Source organism: Cesiribacter andamanensis AMV16, assembly GCF_000348925.1.
Classification (GTDB): Bacteria; Bacteroidota; Bacteroidia; order Cytophagales; family Cyclobacteriaceae; genus Cesiribacter; species Cesiribacter andamanensis.
The window spans coordinates 1-22,258 of the sequence record NZ_AODQ01000077.1 but is presented as its reverse complement, the minus strand read 5'-3'; the positions used below and the strand labels follow the sequence as shown (position 1 = coordinate 22,258).

General features: G+C 54.0%; 19 protein-coding genes and 1 tRNA gene. 6 read left to right on the top strand and 14 right to left on the bottom strand.

The genetic code is table 11. The annotated features are described in order from the left end of the window. Positions 1 to 351: 351 nt before the first annotated feature. From ADICEAN_RS13825 to ADICEAN_RS13815, 3 genes are all read right to left on the bottom strand, one after another. A tRNA-Leu gene (locus ADICEAN_RS13825) sits at positions 352 to 433 on the bottom strand. 61 nt (positions 434 to 494) lie between these two features. Continuing rightward, a complete protein-coding gene (locus ADICEAN_RS13820; RefSeq protein ID WP_009196242.1) occupies positions 495 to 821 on the bottom strand; it encodes a putative quinol monooxygenase in 327 nt (108 codons plus the stop codon). 93 nt (positions 822 to 914) lie between these two features. Continuing rightward, positions 915 to 1,760 carry an SAM hydrolase/SAM-dependent halogenase family protein gene (locus ADICEAN_RS13815; protein WP_009196241.1) on the bottom strand — a complete coding sequence of 282 codons (846 nt, stop codon included), beginning with the start codon at positions 1,758 to 1,760 and terminating at the stop codon, positions 915 to 917. Between the two features lie 97 nt (positions 1,761 to 1,857). Here ADICEAN_RS13815 and ADICEAN_RS13810 point away from each other — a divergent pair, with 97 nt between their 5' ends. Beyond that, positions 1,858 to 2,874 (top strand): PhoH family protein, encoded by a 1,017-nt coding sequence (locus ADICEAN_RS13810; RefSeq protein ID WP_009196240.1) that lies wholly within the window; start codon positions 1,858 to 1,860, stop codon positions 2,872 to 2,874. Next, positions 2,849 to 3,280, top strand: a complete 432-nt coding sequence (locus ADICEAN_RS13805) for a GNAT family N-acetyltransferase (RefSeq protein ID WP_009196239.1) — start codon at positions 2,849 to 2,851, stop codon at positions 3,278 to 3,280. Before ADICEAN_RS13810 ends, ADICEAN_RS13805 begins: the two co-directional genes overlap by 26 nt. A gap of 64 nt (positions 3,281 to 3,344) precedes the next feature. On the opposite strand, the gene ADICEAN_RS13800 is transcribed toward ADICEAN_RS13805, so the two are convergent. Together ADICEAN_RS13800 and ADICEAN_RS13795 are read right to left on the bottom strand one after the other, a co-directional pair. Further along, positions 3,345 to 3,923: a sll1863 family stress response protein gene (locus tag ADICEAN_RS13800; RefSeq protein WP_009196238.1), complete on the bottom strand. Its 579-nt coding sequence runs from the start codon at positions 3,921 to 3,923 to the stop codon at positions 3,345 to 3,347. 29 nt (positions 3,924 to 3,952) lie between these two features. Continuing rightward, a complete protein-coding gene (locus tag ADICEAN_RS13795; RefSeq protein WP_009196237.1) occupies positions 3,953 to 4,855 on the bottom strand; it encodes a mechanosensitive ion channel family protein in 903 nt (300 codons plus the stop codon). An 88-nt stretch (positions 4,856 to 4,943) separates the two neighbouring features. Between ADICEAN_RS13795 and ADICEAN_RS13790 the strand changes: the two genes are divergently transcribed. From ADICEAN_RS13790 to ADICEAN_RS13780, 3 genes are all read left to right on the top strand, one after another. After that, positions 4,944 to 7,013, top strand: coding sequence for a ComEC/Rec2 family competence protein (locus ADICEAN_RS13790; RefSeq protein WP_009196236.1), 2,070 nt, complete (start codon positions 4,944 to 4,946; stop codon positions 7,011 to 7,013). Positions 7,014 to 7,165: 152 nt separating this feature from the next. Continuing rightward, positions 7,166 to 9,463 (top strand): ATP-binding protein, encoded by a 2,298-nt coding sequence (locus tag ADICEAN_RS13785; RefSeq protein WP_009196235.1) that lies wholly within the window; start codon positions 7,166 to 7,168, stop codon positions 9,461 to 9,463. A gap of 158 nt (positions 9,464 to 9,621) precedes the next feature. Continuing rightward, positions 9,622 to 10,878: a SpoIIE family protein phosphatase gene (locus ADICEAN_RS13780; RefSeq protein WP_009196234.1), complete on the top strand. Its 1,257-nt coding sequence runs from the start codon at positions 9,622 to 9,624 to the stop codon at positions 10,876 to 10,878. A 7-nt stretch (positions 10,879 to 10,885) separates the two neighbouring features. On the opposite strand, the gene ADICEAN_RS13775 is transcribed toward ADICEAN_RS13780, so the two are convergent. From ADICEAN_RS13775 to ADICEAN_RS13755, 5 genes are all read right to left on the bottom strand, one after another. Next, the gene (locus ADICEAN_RS13775) at positions 10,886 to 11,119 is read right to left on the bottom strand and encodes a hypothetical protein (RefSeq protein WP_009196233.1); all 234 of its coding nucleotides are present in this window, start codon (positions 11,117 to 11,119) and stop codon (positions 10,886 to 10,888) included. Positions 11,120 to 11,206: 87 nt separating this feature from the next. After that, positions 11,207 to 11,803, bottom strand: a complete 597-nt coding sequence (locus ADICEAN_RS13770) for a CDP-alcohol phosphatidyltransferase family protein (protein WP_009196232.1) — start codon at positions 11,801 to 11,803, stop codon at positions 11,207 to 11,209. A gap of 271 nt (positions 11,804 to 12,074) precedes the next feature. Continuing rightward, positions 12,075 to 14,417, bottom strand: a complete 2,343-nt coding sequence (locus ADICEAN_RS13765; RefSeq protein ID WP_236612919.1) for a M61 family metallopeptidase — start codon at positions 14,415 to 14,417, stop codon at positions 12,075 to 12,077. Positions 14,418 to 14,589: 172 nt separating this feature from the next. Further along, positions 14,590 to 15,426: a GNAT family N-acetyltransferase gene (locus tag ADICEAN_RS13760; RefSeq protein ID WP_009196230.1), complete on the bottom strand. Its 837-nt coding sequence runs from the start codon at positions 15,424 to 15,426 to the stop codon at positions 14,590 to 14,592. 76 nt (positions 15,427 to 15,502) lie between these two features. Continuing rightward, positions 15,503 to 16,426: a DUF2279 domain-containing protein gene (locus ADICEAN_RS13755; protein ID WP_040397268.1), complete on the bottom strand. Its 924-nt coding sequence runs from the start codon at positions 16,424 to 16,426 to the stop codon at positions 15,503 to 15,505. Positions 16,427 to 16,735: 309 nt separating this feature from the next. Between ADICEAN_RS13755 and ADICEAN_RS13750 the strand changes: the two genes are divergently transcribed. Then, positions 16,736 to 17,452, top strand: a complete 717-nt coding sequence (locus tag ADICEAN_RS13750; protein ID WP_009196228.1) for a hypothetical protein — start codon at positions 16,736 to 16,738, stop codon at positions 17,450 to 17,452. Between the two features lie 54 nt (positions 17,453 to 17,506). Here the strand turns inward: ADICEAN_RS13750 and ADICEAN_RS13745 are convergent, their stop codons facing one another. The 4 genes from ADICEAN_RS13745 to ADICEAN_RS13730 all read right to left on the bottom strand — a co-directional run. Then, positions 17,507 to 17,851 carry a DUF202 domain-containing protein gene (locus ADICEAN_RS13745; protein ID WP_009196227.1) on the bottom strand — a complete coding sequence of 115 codons (345 nt, stop codon included), beginning with the start codon at positions 17,849 to 17,851 and terminating at the stop codon, positions 17,507 to 17,509. 96 nt (positions 17,852 to 17,947) lie between these two features. Further along, positions 17,948 to 18,763, bottom strand: coding sequence for a carboxylesterase family protein (locus tag ADICEAN_RS13740; protein WP_009196226.1), 816 nt, complete (start codon positions 18,761 to 18,763; stop codon positions 17,948 to 17,950). 365 nt (positions 18,764 to 19,128) lie between these two features. After that, on the bottom strand, positions 19,129 to 20,289 hold the full coding sequence (locus ADICEAN_RS13735; protein ID WP_009196225.1) for an iron-containing alcohol dehydrogenase: 1,161 nt from the start codon (positions 20,287 to 20,289) through the stop codon (positions 19,129 to 19,131). Between the two features lie 43 nt (positions 20,290 to 20,332). Further along, the coding region (locus tag ADICEAN_RS13730; RefSeq protein WP_040397257.1) for an FAD-dependent oxidoreductase at positions 20,333 to 22,258 on the bottom strand (1,926 nt) is incomplete at its 5' end.

Below are 22,258 nucleotides of genomic sequence, written 5' to 3'. Positions count from 1 at the left end.
TTTGTTGACCGACCCCCTTTAAGTATATCCTGCACCCCCCCTTTAGGCAAATCTTGCCATCCAATGCCCTGCTGCAGAAATGGTATACTAATTTAACTAACCGTGTCCCAGGTCTGTGGCCCACTGACCTGTCTCCAGAGGGTCTGTGAGCCTGGCCGGCCGCACCATAGACCCTGGAAATACAGGCGACTTTAAGCGTTAATCTCGTATTGAAGGGATTTTTTGTTTCCTTCTTTAAGGAAACTCTACAGAGGGGAGGCTACTTCAAAAAAAGTTAATATATCTACTAAGCTCTGTTGTAGCGTTCTGAAAAGCAAAAAGCCTTTAGCTGTTCGCTAAAGGCTTTCCGAGTACCTGAAGCCGGAATCGAACCGGCACTCCCGAAGGAACACGATTTTGAGTCGTGCGCGTCTACCAGTTCCGCCATTCAGGCATGCGTCTGGTTTGCAAATCTATCTATTTTAAGAGCGAAAGCCAAATTTGCCCCAGGGGGTTTAGGCTTTTTCTTGCGGTTCGGCTTTTTGGCCTTCAACCTCTACAAGCTTGGTACAGGAAAAGGCAATGGGCTTGGCTGCAAAGTACTTCTTCATTTGGGACCATACCTCCATAAAAAGAGCAGAGTGCCGATAGCGATCAAGTGATTTCAGATCTTTCCAATAGCTATAAGTCGTCAGAATATGTTCCTGCCCGTTATCTTGAAGAAGCTCCAGATGCTGGCACCCCTCAAAATTCCTGATCTGATCCTTGGTTTCATCAAACAACTTCAGAAAATCCTCTACATGCTCTTCTTTAAAGTACATGCGTACCACGCGAATAACCATAAACAGTTAGGTGTTAAGTAAGCGCAAAAGTACGCGCTCTGAGATGAAAGTCAAACTATGGGCCTGAATAATACAGGAATGCGCTGCATTGCCTTAAAGCGTACGCCGAATGCCGCGCTGGCGAATGCCCATCAAGGCGCCGGCTTCCTCGTCAGTGGCAGGGATGTGGACCAGGATGGCACTATCATATTCCATGCCCAGAAGCTCACCGGCATGGCCGCTGTGAATACCAATTTCCAGCAGGCCCAGGCTGTTGAATACGGCAAACAAATCGCCGGCATCCACCAGGTTGTACGTCTTGTGAATCTTGGTGATCTGCTCCCGGCCCAGTTTTATAAGAAATTTGTCGCTTACCAGCTGCTCAAACTCGTCTTTGCGTACGTTGGTTACCAGGTTGCCAAAATGATCAATGTGAATCACATGGCCGGCGATCAGCTGCCGGCTTAGCCGCGGTTTGCGGGGAAGCATGCGGTTAAAGTAGGGGGTAGGTTCGCCCAGCGCTGAGAGGGGTGCCCCCTGGGCCAGCAAGGCAGCGGCAGGGGCCATCAGGTCCCGGGCCGGAAAGGTGGTCAGACGGGCCAGCGCCTTTTCAGCTTCGGTCTTTCCAAGGATCACTATCTCTTCCGGCTCCTGCTCACTGATTAGCCCTAGTAAGCCATTGTCAGTGCCAATAAAATAGTGACCCTCCAGCTTAATAGCTATGTAAGGCTCGCCCAGGCCGCCGGTGGCATGTACGGCTATCAGGTGAATGGTGCCAGGCGGAAATTCTCTGAAGACATTGCCCAAAACAAAAGAACCATGGGCAATATTAAAGTGTTGTATTTGATGACTGATATCTACTATCAGCTGGCTGGGCAGCGTACTTAGTATGCGCGCCTTCACTGCAGCCACATAGTGATCTGTGGTGCCGAAGTCGGACATAAAAGTAATTATCGCCATAGCCGTAGATGGATTTATTTCGTAGATTTGGTTAAAACAAACTTACTGATTTTCGAAGAGGTTTAGTAGTTGAACATTCAAATTATTTAGTCAGCCTTTGGTAGAAAAAGTTATTACGCTTGAGAATATTTCACTCCCCGAATTTCTGGGTATAGAGAACAGAAATATTCAAGAAGTTGCTGCAGCTTTCCCGGCAAGCAAGATTGTATCTCGTGGTAATGAGATACGTATTCGGGGTACTGCACCTGAGATCTTAAAGATAAATGATATCCTTAATTCCCTCCTGCAGCACTATCACCGTTACGGCAAGATCACCCCTGAAAATGTGCAGGAATACCTGCAGTTAGAGGAGCAGAGTGTGCTGGAGCATGCCACCGACCAGACCCTGCTGTTTGGTGCGGGCGGGCTGGGTATTAAGCCTAAAACGCCTAATCAGCAAAAGCTGGTAGATGCTGTTCAAAAAAACGATCTGGTGTTTGTAGTGGGGCCTGCCGGTACGGGTAAAACCTATGTATCTGTAGCGCTGGCGGTAAAGGCACTTAAAAATAAGCTGGTCAAGAAGATCATTATTACCCGCCCTGCTGTTGAAGCTGGCGAAAGCCTGGGCTTCTTGCCGGGCGACCTTAAGGAGAAGATCGATCCTTACCTGAGACCCATTTACGATGCCCTGCATGAAATGATCCCGGGAGAGAAGCTGAAATTCTACCAGGAAAATGGCATTATCGAAATTGCGCCCCTGGCCTATATGCGTGGGCGTACGCTGCAGAACGCTTTTATTCTGCTGGATGAAGCGCAGAATACTACCCCCATGCAGCTCAAGATGTTCCTGACCCGCCTGGGGCCTAATTCCAAGGCCATTGTAACCGGTGATGTTACCCAAATTGACCTGCCCTCCCGCCAGAAAAGCGGTCTGGTGGAAGCGCTGACAATTCTGGCCGGGATTGAGGGGATTGGATTTGTGCAGCTGGAAGGCTCTGATGTGGTACGCCACAAACTGGTGAAACGAATTATTGAAGCCTACGAAAAAACCGATGCTGAAGCAGCAGAGATCCGTGCAGAAGAATCCGCCCGCAGAGGCCCCTATACCAATGGTACGCGTAGAACGAACAACTAATCAGCAGCAGCTGGAGGCTGCCTTTGATATACGGCGCAAGGTTTTTGTAGAAGAACAGCAGGTGCCTGCCGAAGAGGAATATGATGAGTTTGAGGAAAGCTCCCGCCACTTTCTGGCACTTGATGAGCAGGGGAGCCCGTGTGGAACAGCCCGCTGGCGCAGAACCCCCAAGGGAATAAAGCTGGAGCGCTTTGCCGTTCTGGCAGAGCAGCGGGGCAAAGGGGTAGGTGCGGCACTAGTGGCCAAGGTGTTGGAGGATGTGGCCCAACAGGCCGATACTCAGGGCAGGGTACTGTACCTGCACGCCCAGCTAACGGCCATGCCCCTCTACGCCAGGTTTGGCTTTAGCCCGGAAGGAGAAGAATTTGAGGAATGTGGCATCCGTCACTACCTGATGAAGAAATAAAAAAGCGGCGCTCTCTGGAGCGCCGCTTTTTTTTCGTCTTTATAGAGTGCTACACTGATCCAGATTATTGATCAATAGTGCCGTTTGTATTGCGTTCTTCTACGTCTACATCAACGTCAATATCACGGTTGCGCAGACCTTCCCATTCCCGCTCCCAGTCCTGGAGGGTGGAATTTACATCATTGCGTACACGCTCCCAGGTCTCTTCTGTAGAATTCTCTACTTCCTGCAGACGCTGGTTCAGGCGCTGACGCTCTCTTTCAAGCGTTTGCTTGCTTTCTTCGTATTCACGGCGGGTTTCGGCATCCAGGTTTTCACCTCTTTGCTCCATATCCCGCTCCATCTGCTCCAGGGAACGATCGGCACGGTCTATATCACTGCGAATGCGGTTGCTTACCAGCTCCCGGTCCTGATAGGTATATTCGCGGTTCATGTCATATTCAGCATCGCCCATCTGATACTCACCATCCTCATAGCCAATGGTGGGCTCATTCAAATCACGATCAGTTGTTTCGTATTCCTGTTCTGCTCCCTCGTAGGCAGTGGAGTTTCGCTCGCCGCTATCACAGGCAGCAAATGTTGTGGCAAAAACGCCCGCTACAAAAAGGGAACCAGCAGATTTAAAAAAGTTTTTACGTTTCATGTGTCCAAAAAAAATGGTTCTGCTGGTTTTTACGATGCCTTGTTAGAAAGGTTACGGGGCAACATCTCGGTGAGTTTTTCACCCCCCTTGATGCCAAAATCCAGCGTGCGAATGGGGAAGGGAATGCTGATATCGTTCTCATCAAATGCCTGTTTAATGGCCATGATGGCATCACTTCGGGCCTGCAGGTAGTCGGGCTGCGCTTTAAAGCTGATCCAGAAGCGCAGCTCAAAATTAATGGAGCTGTCGCCAAATTCTGTATAGAAGAACTGGATTGGCTCCTGTTGGGACAGCATTTCGAGCGATTTTACAGCCTGCAGGCTTACCTGCTTTACCTTTTCCAGGTCATCGCCGTAGGATACCCCTACTGCCAGGTCGATGCGCCGTTTGCCCAGTACACTGTAATTGGTGATGGTATTCTGAAACACATCCTTATTGGGGATAATGTGTACCTGACCCTGAAAGGAGCGTACAAGCGTAGCCCGCAGATTCATGTGCTGCACCATACCCAGCTTGTCCTGGGTCTCAATGATGTCACCCACCCGAAACGGCATGCGCACCGACATAATAATGCCTGACATAAAGTTGGCAGCAATATCCTGAAAGGCAAAGCCAAGCGCCAGGCCAATGATCCCTGCGCCTGCCAGCAGGGTGGTAACGGTTTTGTCCAGGTTAAGCACCCCCAATGCTATAAAGGCCCCTACCAGAATCACCGCCAGATACACAATGGTAGCAATCAGGTCATGCAGGGTTGATTTGTGCGTAACCCGGTGCATCAGGCGCATGACCACCTTGCGGATAAGGCGCGCCAGCAAAAAGGTGATGATGAGGATGAGGAGTGCCAAACCCAGGTTGGGCAGCATCTCAATAAAGGCGTGGATCCAGTTTTCGAGTTTTTCGAGTATCAGCTCAGAAGCATTCTTAATTTCCATAGGTAGGGAAGGTCCTTCATGTATCAAACCATGTGCTCCCAAAAAGGTTGAGCTAAGAGGTGATTTTGTTAAACATACCTATTGGCGTATGTACCATTGGCTGGCATTTGTATGGGTGCGCTATGTGCTTTGGCTGCTGCTGGGCATTCTGCTGGGCTTTGCTCTGCCAGGCTATGGGAGAGTGGTGTTTTGGACCTGCCTGCTCATAGCCCTGCTGTACATAGGGCTGGCGGCAAGCAGGCGGATCAACCAGCCGGCCAACCAGCTGGGCTGGGGCCTTACGGCTTTTCTGCTGGTGCTGCTGCTGGGCTTCTGGCGGGCCCAGGAGGCCAGGCAGCCCCCCGCTCTGCCGGAGGATGCTGGCGACTACTGGTGGGCCCTGGCCGAAGAGCCGGCTGTAGAAACGCCTAACAGCTACCGCTTTCAGGCCAGGATTGTTCAGGCCGCCGGAGCGGATCAGGAAGTTCGGGCGATGGTGTACCTGCCAAAGGCTGCAGAGGGAGGCCTGCCAGTGCCAGGGGAGGGACTGCTGCTGAAGGGCAGGGCCCAGGCGGTGCCGGCGCCTTTTAACCCCCATGAGTTTGACTACCGGCGCTACCTGGCCTCCCTGGGCATTTATCACCAGTTTTTTGCCCAGGCCTATGTGAGGGGGCAGGCGCCCCCTCTGGCGGTATCGCCCTGGGAGCAGCTGGCCTTCAGGAGCAGGCGCTACTTTAAAGGGGTTGTGGAGCGGTTTGTAGGGCAGCAGGAGGCCGCTGCCGTAGTGGCGGCCATGGTGCTGGGGCAGCGCAGCGAGCTAAACAGAAGTTTGCGCCAGGCCTATGCCGATGCCGGTGTAATGCATGTGCTGGCGGTATCGGGCCTGCATGTGGGCCTGGTGTTTGCGGTGTTGCTCTGGCTGCTGCGCTACCTGCAGGGGAGCTTCTGGCGACGCCTGCTGTGGCTGGTAGTGGCACTGCTGCTGTTGTGGAGCTATGCCTGGCTTACGGGCCTGTCGCCTTCTGCCCAGCGGGCTACCTGGATGTTCAGCATTATTGCCCTTGGCAAGCTTAGCGTACGCAAGGGCAATATTTACAATTCCATTGCCCTATCGGCCTTTATTCTGCTGCTCTGGAATCCCCTGCTGCTACTGCAGGTAGGCTTTCAGCTAAGCTATGCAGCAGTGATTGGGATCGTCTACCTGCAGCCACGCATCAGCCGCCTGTATATGCCCCGGCATAGATGGATCCGGCGCATCTGGGAGCTGATGGCCGTAACCCTGGCAGCCCAGCTGGCCACGTTTCCGCTGGGCTTGTACTACTTCAACCAGTTTCCTACCTATTTTTTCATGGGCAACCTCCTGGCTATACCCCTGGCTACACTCATCCTCTATACCACCCTGCTTCTGATGGTCTTGCACTGGCTGCCCGGCATCAGCCTTGTGCTGGGCTGGCTGGTTACGGGGCTTACCCAACTGCTTAACTTCTGGGTGCACCTAACCGAGCAATTACCCGGCAGCAGGCTGGTGGCTACCATAGATACACCCCAGGTGCTGCTGTTGTATGGCAGCTTGCTGGCGTTGCTGCTTATGCTGCGGCTGCGCTCCTTTGGCTGGAGCATGTTTAGCCTGGGGGTGTTGGGAGTGCTGGGCCTTAGCCTGATGGGGCATGTGCACAGCCGGCGTACCCAAAAGCTGCTTACCATATACCAGATACCCGGCCATAGCCTGCTGCACCTGGCGCGTGGGCCAGAGGAGCTGTTGCTGCCCTTTGGAGAGCTGCCCAAACAACAGCAGCTTAGTTTTCATGTAGAGCCTTCCCGCATCCATGCCGGTTTTGATACACCCCTTCAGCTGCAGCAGTTGCCAGATGATTTCAGGCCGCCCCTGGCAAAAGCAGCCGGCTTCACCCTGCTGGCGTGGGAGGGCATCCGGCTTGCCGTGGTTGAGGAGGCCCTGGCCACACCCCCTGCCCGGCCCCTGCCGGTAGATGTAGTCCTGATCCGCAACAATGCCCGGCTGGACCTGCAGCAACTCCCGGCCTATTTCGCGCCTACCCACCTGGTACTGGATGCTTCCAACAGCCAGCGCTACCGCCAGCGTGCCCGGCAGGCAGCCGATACGCTCGGGCTGCCCCTTCATATTACGTCCGAGCAGGGGGCCTTTCGGCTTAGCCGCTAAAGTAGCCCGGATGGCCTGCAGATGTGGCCCTTACTGCTAGGGAGGGCCCCTGCTTGCTGAAGAGCAGAAAAGTTATAACTTTACTACGCAAGTGGGAAGCATGTCAGATCAGGGAAGTACCAAGATGTGCCGTTTACTACTTTTTCCGCTACATGAAGCAGCCAGATATTTTTTCTCTCTTCGATAAGCAGGAGTTTGATGTTGATGGAACCGCTACCATTACCTCCTGTGAGCGGGAGCCTATTCACATTCCCGGCGCCATTCAGGCTCATGGAGCCTTGCTGCTGCTGGATAGTGAGCTTACCATCCGCCAGGTTTCCGAAAATGTAGCTGACTATTTTCATCGGGGGGCAGCTTCCCTGCTGGATCAGCCCGTACGCAGCCTGCTGGGCGATGCCCTGGCTGCCGAAATAGCCATACGCTTTGGAGATGTTGCTAACCAGCAGCAATTTACGGCTTCGGTGGCAGGCGCCAGTGTGCAGGAATGGCACATCAGCCTGCATCACAACCAGGGGGGGATTGTACTGGAGCTGGAGCCCGCCAATTTGCGGAAGGAGATCAGCCTCTCCAGCTATACAGCGCTGATCAACAACCTGCAGGCAACCGATGGGATCGCTCCCCTGGCTCAGAAAGCAGCCGAGGCTGTGCGGGAGCTCAGTGGGTTTAGCAGGGTAATGGTCTACCAGTTTTTAGAAGACAAGAGCGGCCGGGTCATTGGCGAGTCAGTACAGCAGGGCATGGCCTCCTACATGGGGCATTATTTCCCGGCTTCGGATATTCCCCCACAGGCCCGTACCCTCTACCTGCATAATCCCAGCCGCTATATTCCTGATGTAGATTACACGCCTGTATCCCTGCTGCCCGGGGTTAATCCCCTTACCGGCAAACCGCTAAACCTGTCGCTGAGCAGTCTGCGCAGCGTATCACCCATTCACCTGCAGTACCTGCGCAATATGGGGGTAGGGGCCTCCATGTCGTTTTCCATCATCCTGGAGGGTACGCTCTGGGGGCTCATTGCCTGCCACCACCGCCAGCCCCTGCACCTGGGGCATGCGCAGCGGGAAGCCTGCTACCTGCTGAGCAAAAGTTTTGGGACAATGCTACAGGAGCGGTACCGCAGAGAAGAAGAACGCATGCACAAGCGCATCATGCAGGTGCAGACCCCCCTCTTGCAGCGCATGGCCCAGGCCAGCGACATGGCCAGCAGCCTCTACCTGTATACCCCTACCATTAAAGACTTGCTGGACTGCAGCGGCTGCGCAGTATGCGCCGCGGATGGCATTCATTTGCTTGGAAAAACCCCTACTACCGAACAGGTACAGGAGCTGGTAGCCTGGCTGCACAAAGATGTAATGCAGGAGGTATACAGCACCAATTCGCTGGCAAGCGAGTTTCCGGCAGCCAGGGCCTATACAGCCACTGCCAGCGGCCTGCTGGCCATTGCTGTTTCCCGTATTCAGCGGGAGTATATTCTCTGGTTCAGGCCGGAACTGGTGCAAACCGTTCGCTGGGCTGGCCGGCCCGATGATGAGATCAAGACCAGTGCCGGGAGCCTGCATCAACTGGAACCTCGCAAATCGTTTGCCAGCTGGCAGGAAACGGTTAGGGGCGTGGCACAGGCCTGGAAGCCGGTAGAACTGCAGGCGGCACGCGACATGCGGGGCCTGCTGGTAGATGTGGTGATGCGGGTATCAGGCGAGCTAAACCTCAAGGCGGATATCCTCTCCCGGCTGAACCTGGAACTGGAGCGCAGTACCAATGAACTTGATTCTTTTGCGTATATTGCTTCTCATGACCTGAAGGAGCCGCTGCGGGGCATTTTTAATTATAGCCAGTTTTTGCTGGAAGATTATGGCGATAAGCTCGATGAGGCGGGAAAGGAGAAGCTCTCTACCCTTATACGCCTGAGCGTACGCATGGAGCAGCTGCTGGACTCGCTTCTGCAGTACTCCAGAATAGGGCGCATGGAGATTCATAAAACCGAGGTAGACCTTAACCAGACCCTTCAGGAAGTGCGGGACATGCTGCAGCAACCCATTGACGGGCGGCAGGTGCACATTCGGCTTGCTGAGCAGCTGCCGACCATCTGCTGTGATGAGCTGCAGGTGCTGGAGCTGTTTCAAAACCTGATCGCCAATGCCATTAAGTACAATACCCAGCCGCAGGTAGAGGTGGAGATCGGCTGCAGGCCGCCAGATAGCACTACTGCTGCCTGGACCTTTTATGTGAAGGACAACGGCATAGGCATTGAGCAGCGGCATTTTGATGCTATATTTACCATTTTCAGGCGCCTGCATGCCCGCCATGCGTACGGGGGTGGCACGGGGGTAGGCCTTACCATTGTAAAAAAGATTGTAGAGCGGCATGGGGGGGAGATCTGGCTGGAATCGGAACCCGGCAGGGGCAGTACGTTTTTCTTTACCTTGCCGGAAGAAAACAAAGAACATTAGCCGCATAATCTGATTTTGCTGCACTAAAAACACACAACTTCTTTACTGCCAGGCTATAGCAAGGGGGTAACTGCCCAGGAATGGGTTTCTTATGGGAATTGAATTGGCGGAAAGCAGTTTATTGGCTATTTTCGGCTCTATTTACTGTGTAGAGATATATGCATCTACTTATCATTGACGATAATCGGGAAGACCGGGAAGTAATGAAGCGCTACCTCGAAAAAGGAGCTTCTGCCAATGGCAGCGGGCTTAGCTTTGACGAGACATCTACGCTTGCGGAAGCCTTCAGCATCCTGCACCAGAATAAGCCCGATTGTGTACTGCTGGACTATATGCTGCCCGATATGGACGGCCTGCAGGCACTCAGTCTGTTGCAGCAGGAGTTTGATCATAGTCTCTGCATCATCTTCCTGACCGGTTCGGGAAATGAGTTTATTGCAGCCAAGGCCTTTAAAGCGGGCGCCTACGATTATATCCAGAAATCCTTTATTGGCCCGGAGTTTTACAGCATTGTGCAAAATGCCGTTACCAAGGCTCAGCAAAAGGAAAAAGAAGAAAAGCAGCGGCAGGATCTGGTAGAAAAGAACCGGCAGCTGCGCGAGGCCAAAATGCTGCTGGAGGAGCGGCAGCGGGAGCTCATCCGCATGCAGTTGCAGACCTCCATTACCATGATTGACATTGAGCAGGAGAACCAGCGCCGCGCCGAGGAGATTGACGCTGCCAAGCGCCTGCAAATGTACATGCTGCCCGTGCAGCCTCCCAAGCATGCCTATATACAGATGTCCATGTACCTGCAGACCTATGCCGAGGTAGGAGGTGATTATTACGATTATCTGGAAAATGACAACGGTGATTTTTACATCATCATTGGGGATGCTACCGGGCATGGCGTAATGGCCGGTACAGTGGTGGCTGTGGCCAAAAGCTACTTTCACACCTTTGGACCCAGCATGGAGCCGGCCGATCTGCTGCAGCAAATGTCAGACGGCATTCGCAACCTGAAGGTACGTAACCTGTACATGGGCCTTACCCTGCTGCGCATCCGGGATCACGAGCTTACCATTGCCTCCTCAGGCATGCCCCCCCTGCTGCGCTACCGGGCCGATACGAACACGATCGATACATTGGTCTTCAAAGGACCCTTTATGGGGTCCAGCATAGCCTGGGATATCCGCACCGAAACCTTTTCCATGGCGGCCGGCGATGGCCTGTTGTTGCTTTCCGATGGCCTTATTGAGCTGTATAATAAGGATCGGGAGCAGCTGGGAATTGAGCCGGTAGCTGAGCGCTATCTGCAAAGTGCCCGCATGACGGCCGAAGAGGTGATCCAAAACATGGTGGCCCTTAAGCTGGAGTGGACCACCGGCGATGTAAATGACGATATTACCCTGATCTCCCTGAAATTTCTTTCGTAAGCTAAGGCTAAAACAAGGCAGCCTGCAGATCGGCCATCATGTCCCGGAAGCGCAGGCGGGCTTTGTTCAGGAAGTCTTCGGTGAGGAGTGCTTCCAGATCCTGCTCGCCGCTGATCTCTGTTTCGGGTACCTTAAAGGTTTGCTCCAGCAGGCCCTGCTCCAGCTTCAGCAGGTATTTGTTATTCCAGTAAAATATGGTGGCTTTGATATCGCCCAGGGGTAGCTCTTTTACAACACGCATAGGTAGTAGGGATCGTATAAAGGGGCAAAGATACCATTCCTGCGGCAGCACTGCCTACTGCCGTCGCATATATAGAAGCACTGGCGGCTAAAGTCCCTTATCTACTGCCTTTTCAGGCTCTTCAGGAGCAGTCAGCCAGAATAGTCCCCGTATGTGTGAACGCCGCTCTTTAAGACTAAGGGTGATCAGGATATCCTCCAGGGCATCCAGCAGGCTTATGCCAGCCGCAGCGTAAAAAAAGAAGGGGTGCGGCCCTACAAAGAACATCCAGACAAAAAAGGCCACCTGAAAAATGGCTGCCAGCTTGGCCAGCCAGGTGTGGTAGCTGCTGGGTTTTCCCCATTTGCTCAGGGCCAGTATAAATTGCAGCAGGTACAGGCCCAGGACCAGCCCAATCAGCAGGATGTTTTTGAGGAAATGCTCAGGCGCAAAGGTATAGTAGCCTACCAGGCCGGTGAGCAGGTAGAGAATATCACCCAGGGTATCGAGCTTGGCCCGGCGGTCACTTTCCATATTCAACAGCCGTGCGACTACCCCATCCAGGGTGTCGGTGGAGAAAAAGATCAGGTAGAGCCAGGCCGTAGTACTGCGCATGTCAAGGTAAATAAACAGGAGGATGATCGGAAAGCTGATCACCCTGAAAAATGACAACCCTTCAGCCAGGTTCAATCTCCTCAGATTCATGTGTGCGCATTACGTTTCGTCTATGCTAAAAGCATATTTTCAGGCCTCTTGTTTAACACGATCTACAAGAAAAGTAGACAAAGAGTGGCTGGGGCTGGTGTTCTGGCGGCAGGCCTTATGCACTCTGCTGCCAAAGTATATTCCAGGTAGTTGAGGCTTACAAAAGCTACTACAGGCATATAAGCGGTAAGGGTGCGGGTAGGCAAAGCGTAGAGCCACTAAAACACAGAAAGCAGGCCACCGGGCCTGCTTTCTGTGTTGGTAGGGGTGGTTATTTTTTGGCTTTCTTGCTGGCCTCTTTTGGGGGCTGGGGAAGCAGATTGGCGGGGATGGGATTATCCTCCCGCTCGGTGTTCCAGATGATATTGGCAATCCACCAGCGGCCCTGCTCTTTTACCAGCTGGATGGAATTAACCCCCCGCTGCTGGGGTTCGCCCCCTTCCTGAGTCCGGAAGTGGTAGGCGCTCATGACACTGGCCAGCTCACCAAACTGCACGACCTGCCGGCCCAGCTCCTCCTCCCAAAAGCCACTCTCCATAAAGAAGGGAGCGTTCTTCTGCTGATATTCCTGAGGGGTCATGCTCACCAGCAGCTGCTGCCCGCTCTTGTTCCTGGCCATGGCCGACATGCGGGCGTGGGGAGTAAAGAGGGCGTGAAAGCGCTCCCAGTTGCGCTCACCGGCTGGGCCGGAGATAACACCGTACAGCGTTTTCAAGAGGGCGTCAATGCTTTCTACATCTTCTGGCCGGGCGGTGTTGGGATTGGCCTGCAGCCATTGGTTGCGCAGGCGCAGCTGCTCGTAGGTGGCCTTTTCGGCCATGCGCAGGCTTACGGTACCGGGTGAGGTTACCGTTTGGGCAGGGGCAGAGAGGGTCATTTGCTGGTACTCGCCCTGCTCGTTTTTGCGGGCAATCAGCATTTCCACCTTATCTCCCGCCTTTGTATTGGCCGAATAGCCCTGGATAATGGCCTGGGCAGTGGCCGGAGTAAGTTCCTGACCCTGCAGGCTGATGAGCAGGTCGCCTTTCTGGTAGCCCATGGCCTGGCCAAAGGCATTCATATCACTGGTGCCGCTCACTTCCAGCCGCATCTGCTCCTGGTTAAATCCCAGGTTTACTTTGCCAAAGGTGGCTACCTGCCGGTCGGGCTGCTGTTCATAGACAATGCCTACTTTTTGCAGATACTCCTGCAGGGGCAGGGGGCTGGGGCCGGCCACATAGGTTCTCAGAAAATCGCCAATTTCGGGATAGCTCATCTCCTCCAGCTCGCCAAAAAGAGCTTCGTCCTTAAACGGTTTGTTGATGCCGTATTTCTGGCTGAGGCGGCGCAGCAGTTTTTGCAGGTCAAGCTGCCCGTTAGACAGCTCCAGCAGGCGAATGTCCAGCATGGCGGCAATAACGGCCCCCTTTTCATACACATTGCCGTACTGGCTTTCATGCTCAGCGGCCGCTTTCTGGGATAGCTCGGTAAAGGGCAGCGTATCGTTGTACTGGCTGCGGTTGTTGTTGATCTTTTCAGCAAGCTTATCCAGGAACTGGGCAGGCGATATGTGGTTGTAGCGTACCTGCACATGGTCGGAGGCATACTCGGTAACCCCCTCGTACAGCCACAGATGGCGGGACAGAATGGGCTCGTTGAAATTGAAATTGGCGATCTCTTCGGAGTGCAGCGTAAGAGGGGTCACAATGTGGAAGAACTCATGCGCAGCAATGTCTACCAGTGAGGGGGCCAGCATCATCTGCGGGTATTCCGAGATGTAGTAAAAACTGGAGGTGTTGTGCTCCAAGGCGCCCTGTGCCGGTTGTGCTTTGCCAGGCTCGGCAAAATACAGGATAAAGGCATACTTCTCTACCGGCAGTTTGCCCCCCAGGTACTGGGCGGTAGCCTGCAGCAGCTTATCAAACTGCTGGGCCAGAAATGCAGAGGTTACCTGTTTGTTTGGCGAGTGTACACTTACCAGCACCCGGGCATTGGCCACATTGATAAAGGTTGTGTCGGGCAGGTTGTACATCAGAGGAGAGTCCATCAGCAGATCATAATCACCCGTGCGGTACACATCCTGCGTAGGGGTGCTGCTTACCGGTATCAGCCCGGTGCTGCCGTAAAAGGCTTCGGGTTTGGTAATGCTCAGCTCAAAGGGAATCTCCTTCATGTTCTCAAAATAGCCAAAGAAGCCAGGGGTATGGATCACAAAGTTCACCCCCTCTTCAATGTTGGTAGCCGACATCATGTAGATGCCATGCTCCTGCTGGGTATCAAAGATATCTTCTACCCAATAGCTCATGCGGGTCATCTGATTGGCCTTGCTGATCTCCCAGCTGTTGTCGTCCAGGCGCTTAACAGGCAATTCCTTTCCTTTTTTGGTGTAGGCTTTCAGCTCGGTAACAAACTTGCCATAATCGCTAACGCTGTAGGTGCCCGGAATGATCTTGGGCATGTAAAAGCGTATGCTGCTCTGGCTGATGGCCGGGGTCTGCAGTTCTACCTGCAGCTGATCATCCTTTACCCGGGTGAGGTCCAGGCTGTAGCGGTAGCTATTGGTTTGCGCCAGGGCCGTGGTGGCAATCATCAGGGCCATCAGGCCAAAAAGTCCTCTTCGTAGGTGCTTGATCATGAACGGATGGTGGTTAAATACAGTCGGTAGGTAAGATACGCTGCGCGGGCAAGGGCAGCAAAAGGGTTCTGATGAATGGATCATTAGGCCTATAGATGGTAATAGAACGCCTGTCTGTCTGTTTTGGTACCTGGCGCATGGCACAGAAAAGGGGGTGCTTGCAGCAAGCCACCTATAGAGCCAGTTCCATTTCATGCTGGCGAAGGAAATACTGAAGCCCCACAGCCTGCAAAAAGGTGAGGGTGCCGCTGGCGGAGCTGTCTACATTGATGAGGGTAAGCGGCTTATCGGGATAGCACTGCTGCACATGCCTGAACAAGCGGCTGGCCAGGCCCCTGCGGCGGTGCTGCCGGGATACGCCAAAGCTGGGAATGCGGTTGGTCAGGGGATTGATGGTGGCGTAGGCTATTACTCTACTCCCTTCAAGCAGGGCAAAGGTTTTGTAGCTGCTCCCGGCTCGTTGCAGGCAGGCGGGGCTATGCTGCCAGCTGGGGTGCCAGTCCCAGAACTGTTGCAACTGCTGCCAGTCGGGCCGGTCTAGAAGCTGTATCTCCGGATCGGCCAGGGGCTGGGCAATGGTTCCTTTAAAAGAATCCAGCAGGCGCACGGTCGTAAACCCTACGCCAAGGTAGGTGCGCAGGGCCTTGTCATTTCCCTCAATCACCTCCAGCAGGCTGCAGGCCAGGCCTTTTTCTTTTAGTTGGGGGAGAATGCAGGCAAACATGCGCTGGGTGAGGTGCTGCCCACGCTGGGAGGGGACAACGCCAGTACCTGAATTGTAGGCGGCTGGCTTTCCTTTCCAGAATCCGGCGGAGTGCAGAATCTGCCCTACAAGCTTTTGGTGTGCAAAGGCACCCACCGAACAGCTGGGATCAAAGCCCTCTACCTGCAGTTTTTGCTCCATCTGTTCGGCGCTTAGCTGCACCGGCACCAGGTAATCGCTGAATGCTTCGTTAAAGGCGGTTCTGATCTCTTCCGGAGAGGTGGCAGACAGGCTGGCAAACTGCATGGGCGTTCGGGGAGTTTTGGGAAAATAAGTGTTGAGGAGCTAAAAAGTACAAACATACACAGTCGGGCGGGCATCCTCAATAGTAGAGCCAGTATCCCCGCAGCTGCCCCTTGCTGTTTACTTCCAGCGCCGGAAAGGGAAGCTTCAGAAAGAACATGCTGCTGAATACCCTTTTCAGAAAGCGGCTGCGGGTAGGGATTCGGGTCCAGTCAACATCCAGTGACAGCAGGTACTGGCGGTAGCGATTCGTTTCAGGAATGGGCATCCCTCTGTACCAGCGTCTGTTCTCAAATTCTCCAAACATGCCATTGGCACTGTAGCCGGCCGCTACGCTTAGCCAGGGAGGCAGGCCGGTGCGTCCTTTGCGGCTCAGGGGCATGCTGAGCCAGTAGGTATGGGCATTGTAATCAAGAAAAAGGCTTTCCAGGGCCGTATCACCCAAATAGCCGTGGGCCTGCTCCCGGTAGGGTGAGGGGCTGAAACTAAACTTGAACTTCAGCAACTGCTCCTGCCAAAGCAACTCCTGCCCAACCACCAGGGCAGAACCGGCAGCATTGGCCGCCATATCTGACCAGGAGAAGCCCCAGCCTTCATAAATGCCATCAAACACTTCAATGGGGGTTTGCAGGATCAGCCCCAGGCTACCCCCATACAGCAGCGACTGGTTGCGGGGCAGGCCGGCACTCCGCAGCAGGTGATAGCCTGCATAGCTTTCTACATAGGCGCCAAAGGCATGCCCAAACTTATCGACCTGCAGATAGCCCCGGCTGTCGTTGTAATAGTGAAAGGGCACCCGCTCCTTGTCTTTGTACCAGATAAACTGCAGGTAGCTCATGCCGGCCACATAAAAGGCAGATTCGGCCAGAATGATGGTGCGCAACCTCCGCTTGTTCACAGCAGTGGTATCGGGTTGTGCGCCTTGCGCAGGAATGGGTTGGGCATACAGGCCGGCCTGCAGCAAAAGTAGAAGCAGAAGGCCTAACAGAAGCAGTTTTTGCATTGAGGGCAGGCAGGGGGCAGGGCGCATGACAAAAGAGGTCGAGGGCGGAAAGGTACTACTTGTTAAGCAAAAACGCACATGGCAGCCGGTGGGTAAGCGTCAAGCAGGTAAAGGGGGTGGTTGGGGTACCCCGCTCGGGATAGATGCCTGGCCAGCCATAGCAAAACAATTCATGTACTTTTTTGCAGCTTAATTGGGTAAACTCCGTATAGGGAAATGTACCATTCTCCGGCAATTTTGGATATTTTTATTTGACAGGTGCAATTTTTTATCTAATTAGCACTACATTTGTGCGATACCTCTCTGATTATGCGCGTAGTATTTCTGCTAGTTTTCTTAATTTTTAGTTGTTTTGGTGCCTTTGGACAGCAGCCTTCCTATGGGGCAGCAACTGTTAGTCTGATGGATCAGGCCGATGATCGTAGCCTGGAGGTGCGCTATGATTCCTTTTTTGATAAGCTGTACTATGCGGTAGCAGAAGGGGAAGAGGGCGAATTTTTACCCAGCCAGGTAAGCGAATTTACAACAGGGGGTGCCCGCTACTATTCCATTCCCATGGCAGGGGGGCAGCCAGCCTTCTTCAAAGTACTGTATGAGGGAGCTTCTTATGCCGTACTTCAAAAAGATCTGTCGGCCAGCCTGATCCAGTACCTATGCTCGGAATATCCGGCTTCCTTCTGGGCTGAGGCCGATGAACAAAGCGGCAGACTGCGCCTCTATTACCGGAGCGGCAATTCTCTTATTGCCGATATGGCCGAAGAGCTGGAGCTGGAGAGTGCAACTTTTGTAGCCACACCGTCAGGCCTGTGCCTGTTTCAGTTACACACCCCCGGCACACTCACCTCAGATGAGCTGGATGCTGCCAAAGCCGCTGAGCCGGGTCTGCAGATGATCAGCCTTAAAAAGCTTTTTTCAAGCCAGCAGCAGTTTGCGCAGGCCAAAAAGATCATCAGGGGCAATAAGCTTCAGCTGGACAGCCCCACTACCATTGCCGATGCCTTCCGGCAGATAGAAGCCCAGCTCTAAAGCAGATACGCTCATCCCTGTAGTGCTCGTTTAATGTCCGGTACTGAACCCGCCCTACTGGTCCATGGGTTTTGAGGCAGCTTTATCCAGCGAAAGCTGACGGTAGTAGGCGAGCAGGCGTTTCATAAGCCTGTAGTAGCGAATGGTGCCTATCACAATCATGACCACACTAACGGAAACGGCCACATACCCGATCCAGCGGATATCGGTATAATCGCGCAATTGCAGCAGGGTGAGCCCCCCGGTTAAAAAGAAGAGTGCTGTGCGGATGTAGGAGAGAAAGGTGCGTTCATTGGCCAGTCGGGTACGTTCCATGGCCAGAAAGTCCCGCAAGATGATCTCTTCTGTATTCTCAAAATGGTAGCCGAACCGGATGTGTTTTAGAAATCGTTTTTGCATAGCCAGGCTGTTTCATACAGGCAGCGGCGCTGCCCTGCCTCTGACTATGTAACTGTAGGGGAGAGGTGCTGTTGCTGCCAAAGGGAGTACCCTGGCTTATTTTATGTTTTTGGGGTGATGACGCACTTCTTTTTTCTTGGAGAATAGCCAGGGCAAGAGGTCGGGTTCCCGAAAGGCTTGTTCCCAGCTGTTATGGTCTACCTGCGGATAGAGTGTAAGCCGTATGTTGGCGCCGGCCGCTTCCAGCGCCTCGGCAATGGCCAGGGAGTGCGCAACAGGCACCACGCTGTCCTGCTCCCCATGAAAGATCCAGACCGGTACCCGGGCATAGGCGGCGGCATTGGCCGGGGCATCTCCACCGCAAATGGCAAATGCAGCTGCAAAACGATTGGGCTCCCGGCGCAGCAGCTCCAGCGTACCCATACCTCCCATCGACAGGCCCCCTACATACATGCGCAGGCTATCTATATAGGGTAGTCCGGCCAGCTTCTGTACCAGGCCCTGCAGCAGGGCCATGCCTCGGGTGGTATCGCTCAGGCTGGTACTAAACTCCAGCTGCAGGGGCTGTTTGCTGCGGTCAATCTGCACATTGGACCAGTAGCTGTCGGCCGGGCACTGCGGAAAGACCACTACAGCCGGATGGGCAGAGCGAACGGCTTCCTGCTGAAAGAGTGCGCCGCCATGCACCAGCTGCTTCTGGTTATCGTTGCCCCGCTCACCCCCGCCATGCAGCACCAGTATCAGTGGGTATGGGGTGGAAGGGTCAAAGTTTTTGGGGTAGAGGATCCGGTAAGGAAGCGTATCGCTGCCCTGTATAAAATGGGCAGGCTCATAGGGGGCTGTTTGGGCCGCCAGCGGGCCTGCGGCCACCAGCAGAAGTCCAAAAAAGAGTATAAAAAGATAGTTGTTCATGTTTCCAGAAGCTGCACGTACTAGATACGTAATTCTTTACGTTTTGATCCGTTTTTTTCTCCGACGGCCCTGCTTCACCGCCTATCTCCTTCAGACTCCTTCATCAATTTCAGGCTCCTTCAGCATTCTTCTCCTTTATGCGCATCCACGGGGTGCTACGGCGGAGGCTTCCGGCACTTTGCAGGGGTGGGAAGCGGGGGCTGCAGGGGGCAGCAGGGCTCATATGTTCACTGCTCTGCCCCCTCTCTATTTCAGTAGATAACGAATCTTTTACGGTTTATTTCTTTGCCGACTCCTGACGCCCCCCTTAGCCCAAAAAAGGCAACCGATAAGGCTGCCTCTCAGGGGGTGGGGGGCTGAGCAGATCAGTAGCTTAGCTCTACAATGCGGCGGGCAGCATCGGGACCTATCTTTTTGCGCTCGCCCAAGCCTTTCCAGCCTCTTTCCTCAAAGCGCTGGTATACAATATCGGCCGTTTGCTCATAGGCATCGGTGTAATCCGACAGGCGGGTCTTGATCTCCAGGGTATGGAAGAAATCAACGGTTTTCTGGATGGCCGCTTCGGCTTTTTCTTCCAGTGTACCTTGGGTGATGTTCCAGACCCGCTCGCCATACTGAGCCAGTTTTTCTTTTTTATCCTCAAAGGTGTAGCGGTACAGGTTGGGGGCAATAATGGCCAGGGTGCGGGCATGGTCTATGCCGTAGAGAGCGGTAAGCTCATGGGCAATCATGTGGGTGGCCCAGTCGGTTGGCACCCCCTTCTGAATAAGACCATTGAGGGCCATGGTGCAGCACCACATAAAATTGGCGGCGGCAGTATAGTCCGAGGGGTCCTTCTGCACCTTTGGGCCTACTTCTACCAGGGTTTGCAGGATGCTTTCGGCAAAGCGGTCCTGCAGCAGGGCGCCAATGGGGTAGGTAAGGTACTGCTCCAGCACATGGGTAAAGGCATCGGTGATACCGTTCTGGATCTGCCGGGCCGGCAGGCTTTGTACTACCTGGGGGTCCAGAATGGAGAAGACCGGAAACAGGCCGGGGCCCCCCATAGTCCGCTTTTCCTGAATCTCGCTGCGGTTGATCACCGCGCCGGAATTCATCTCCGAACCAGTAGCGGGCAGGGTAAGCACCGAGCCAAAGGGCATTCCCTTCTCGGTACGGATTCCCCTGGCCAGAATATCCCAGCTGTTGTCGCCCGGATATACGGCTGCGGCTGAAATAAATTTGGTGCCGTCAATAACAGAACCACCCCCTACAGCAAGCAAAAAATCAATCCCTTCCTGTTTTATCAGCTGCACCGCCTTCATGAGGGTTTTATATTCTGGATTGGGTTCTATGCCGCCAAACTCCAGCAGTTGGTGCTGCTGCAGGGCTTTTTTTACCTGATCATATACTCCATTCTTTTTAATGCTGCCTCCGCCATAAAGTAGCAACACTTTGCTTTGCGCAGGTACTTCTTTGGCGAGGGCGGCAATCTGGTCTTTGCCAAATAGGATCTTGGTAGGATTCTTAAATTCAAAATTTAACATAACAGGCTATCTGTTTATCGCTTTTTAGATTTTTTTAAGGGCATTAGCGCACATCCCGGGTATTGACCAGCAATAGGGCATCGGCTGCTACCGGTTCTGTGAGGCCATCGGCCAGGATGCTTACCTGCACCCGCTGCCCCTTTTTGAGCAGGTAGTTGCCCAGAGGAATCCAGTCGTTGCGCTTTTGCTCCATATCTACTGTACGGGTAGCAGTGCCCTGGGGTGCAGTTATTTCTACGGGAACCTTTCGGGCATAGGGCTCTTCCTGTACCCAGGGACCTCTGGGGGAAGAGAGGTACAGCATATAGTTGCCATCCTGCGCGGCCGTTGCGGTAAAACTAACCCGGCGGGGCTGAGTGCCGCCTCCGCCCCTGCTGAGCAGGTAATCTTGTTTATACTGGCCCATCCAGTGGCTTACCGTATCCCATTGGCCGGCAATGGTAATTCCGGAGGGGTCGCTGTTGTCTACAACAATGTCGGGCGGGGTACCATCCAGGTAGGGGTTGTTTTGCAGCATTGTTTGCAGGGGACGCAGGCGTATGCTCTGCACCGTTTTTTTCTGGTCAATGGCCAGGCTGGCAGCCATGGCAGCTACCTGGCCCAGCACCATAAATACCGGCTCCATGCGAATGGACCCATAGGCAATGTGCGAGGCCGAAAGGGCCACCGGCACCAGCAGGTTGCTGCACTCGTCTGGCCGGGGCACCAGCGCCCGGTAAGAGATGGGGTAGGGGGGGAAATTACCCACTTCTACATTGCCCTCATTTTTGACCATTCCGTCTACCACCACCCGCTGCACATGGTGCGAGTCCATGGTATAAGCGGCCAGGGCAATGCCATCCTCAACGGTAGTAGCGCCGGTGCAGTTGTGCTCCGTCATCACATACTCGCCCAGCATGCGGCGAGCCTCCCGCACATACAGCTGGGGGGTAAAATGGTTGGTATTGATAAACTCATCCCGCGGAAGGCCCCATTTCTTCATTTCCTGCCGCATCACTTCCGGCACCCGGGGATCATTGCCCAGAAAGTAAAGCAGGCCGCGGGTGTACTCCTCATGCAGCTGAATTATTTCCCGGCGCTTTTCCCAGTTGGCCTCCGGATACTCCCAGTTAAAGCCGATCATGTCCGTAGAGAAGCCTCCCCGGTTATTGATATCGGTTTTGCGGCGGGGCAGCATGGTCCAGATGAAATAATCGTAGAGGTTGTGATTAGCCGTTTGGCGGATCAGGCGCAGTAGCAGCTCATAGCGGTTTACATCATAATTGCGGGGGCGGGTAATGGGAATGCGGTTGCGGGCACTGTCGGTAAGAGTAAGGCGGAAGTTATAGGCCTGCACCTTGCTGTCGCCGCTGCCCCGGGGATCCAGCTGGCGGTCACTTATGCCCCAGAGCAGGCCGGAATCAGGATTGCCGGCCCGGCGATAGGGGCTTATGCCATCGGGAAACTGGTGCCCGTCCAGTAGCTGCACACCATTGTAGGTCTCGCCATACAGCTCGTTGCTCTCCCGGCCTACGGTATAGGATATGCCAGCCATGGCCATCAGATCCCCTTCATACGAACAGTCCAGAAATACCTTTGCCTGTATGGCTATGGGTGCTTCCCGGCCCGAGGGATGGACCAGGATCTGCCGGATGGCGGCTCCTTCCTTTACCACTTCTACCAGGGGTGCTACGGGCAAGATCTCAATATTCTCCTGCTTTATGTAACGGTTAAATACCTGGCTGGCTGCTTTGGGCTCAAACTTCCAGCTCTCAAAGGTGCCGTAATAGGCCCCCAGGTCCCGGTAAAAGCGGCGGGCCAGGCCGGTCACTGCCTGTTTATTGCCAATGTCGGTTGCGCCCAGGCCGCCGGTGGTCATGCCCCCTATATGGCTGCCGGGCTCTATCACCAGCACGGTCTTGCCCAGCTTTTTGGCTGTATAGGCAGCGATAATGCCCGCCGATGTACCTCCGTAAATGCAAATATCATA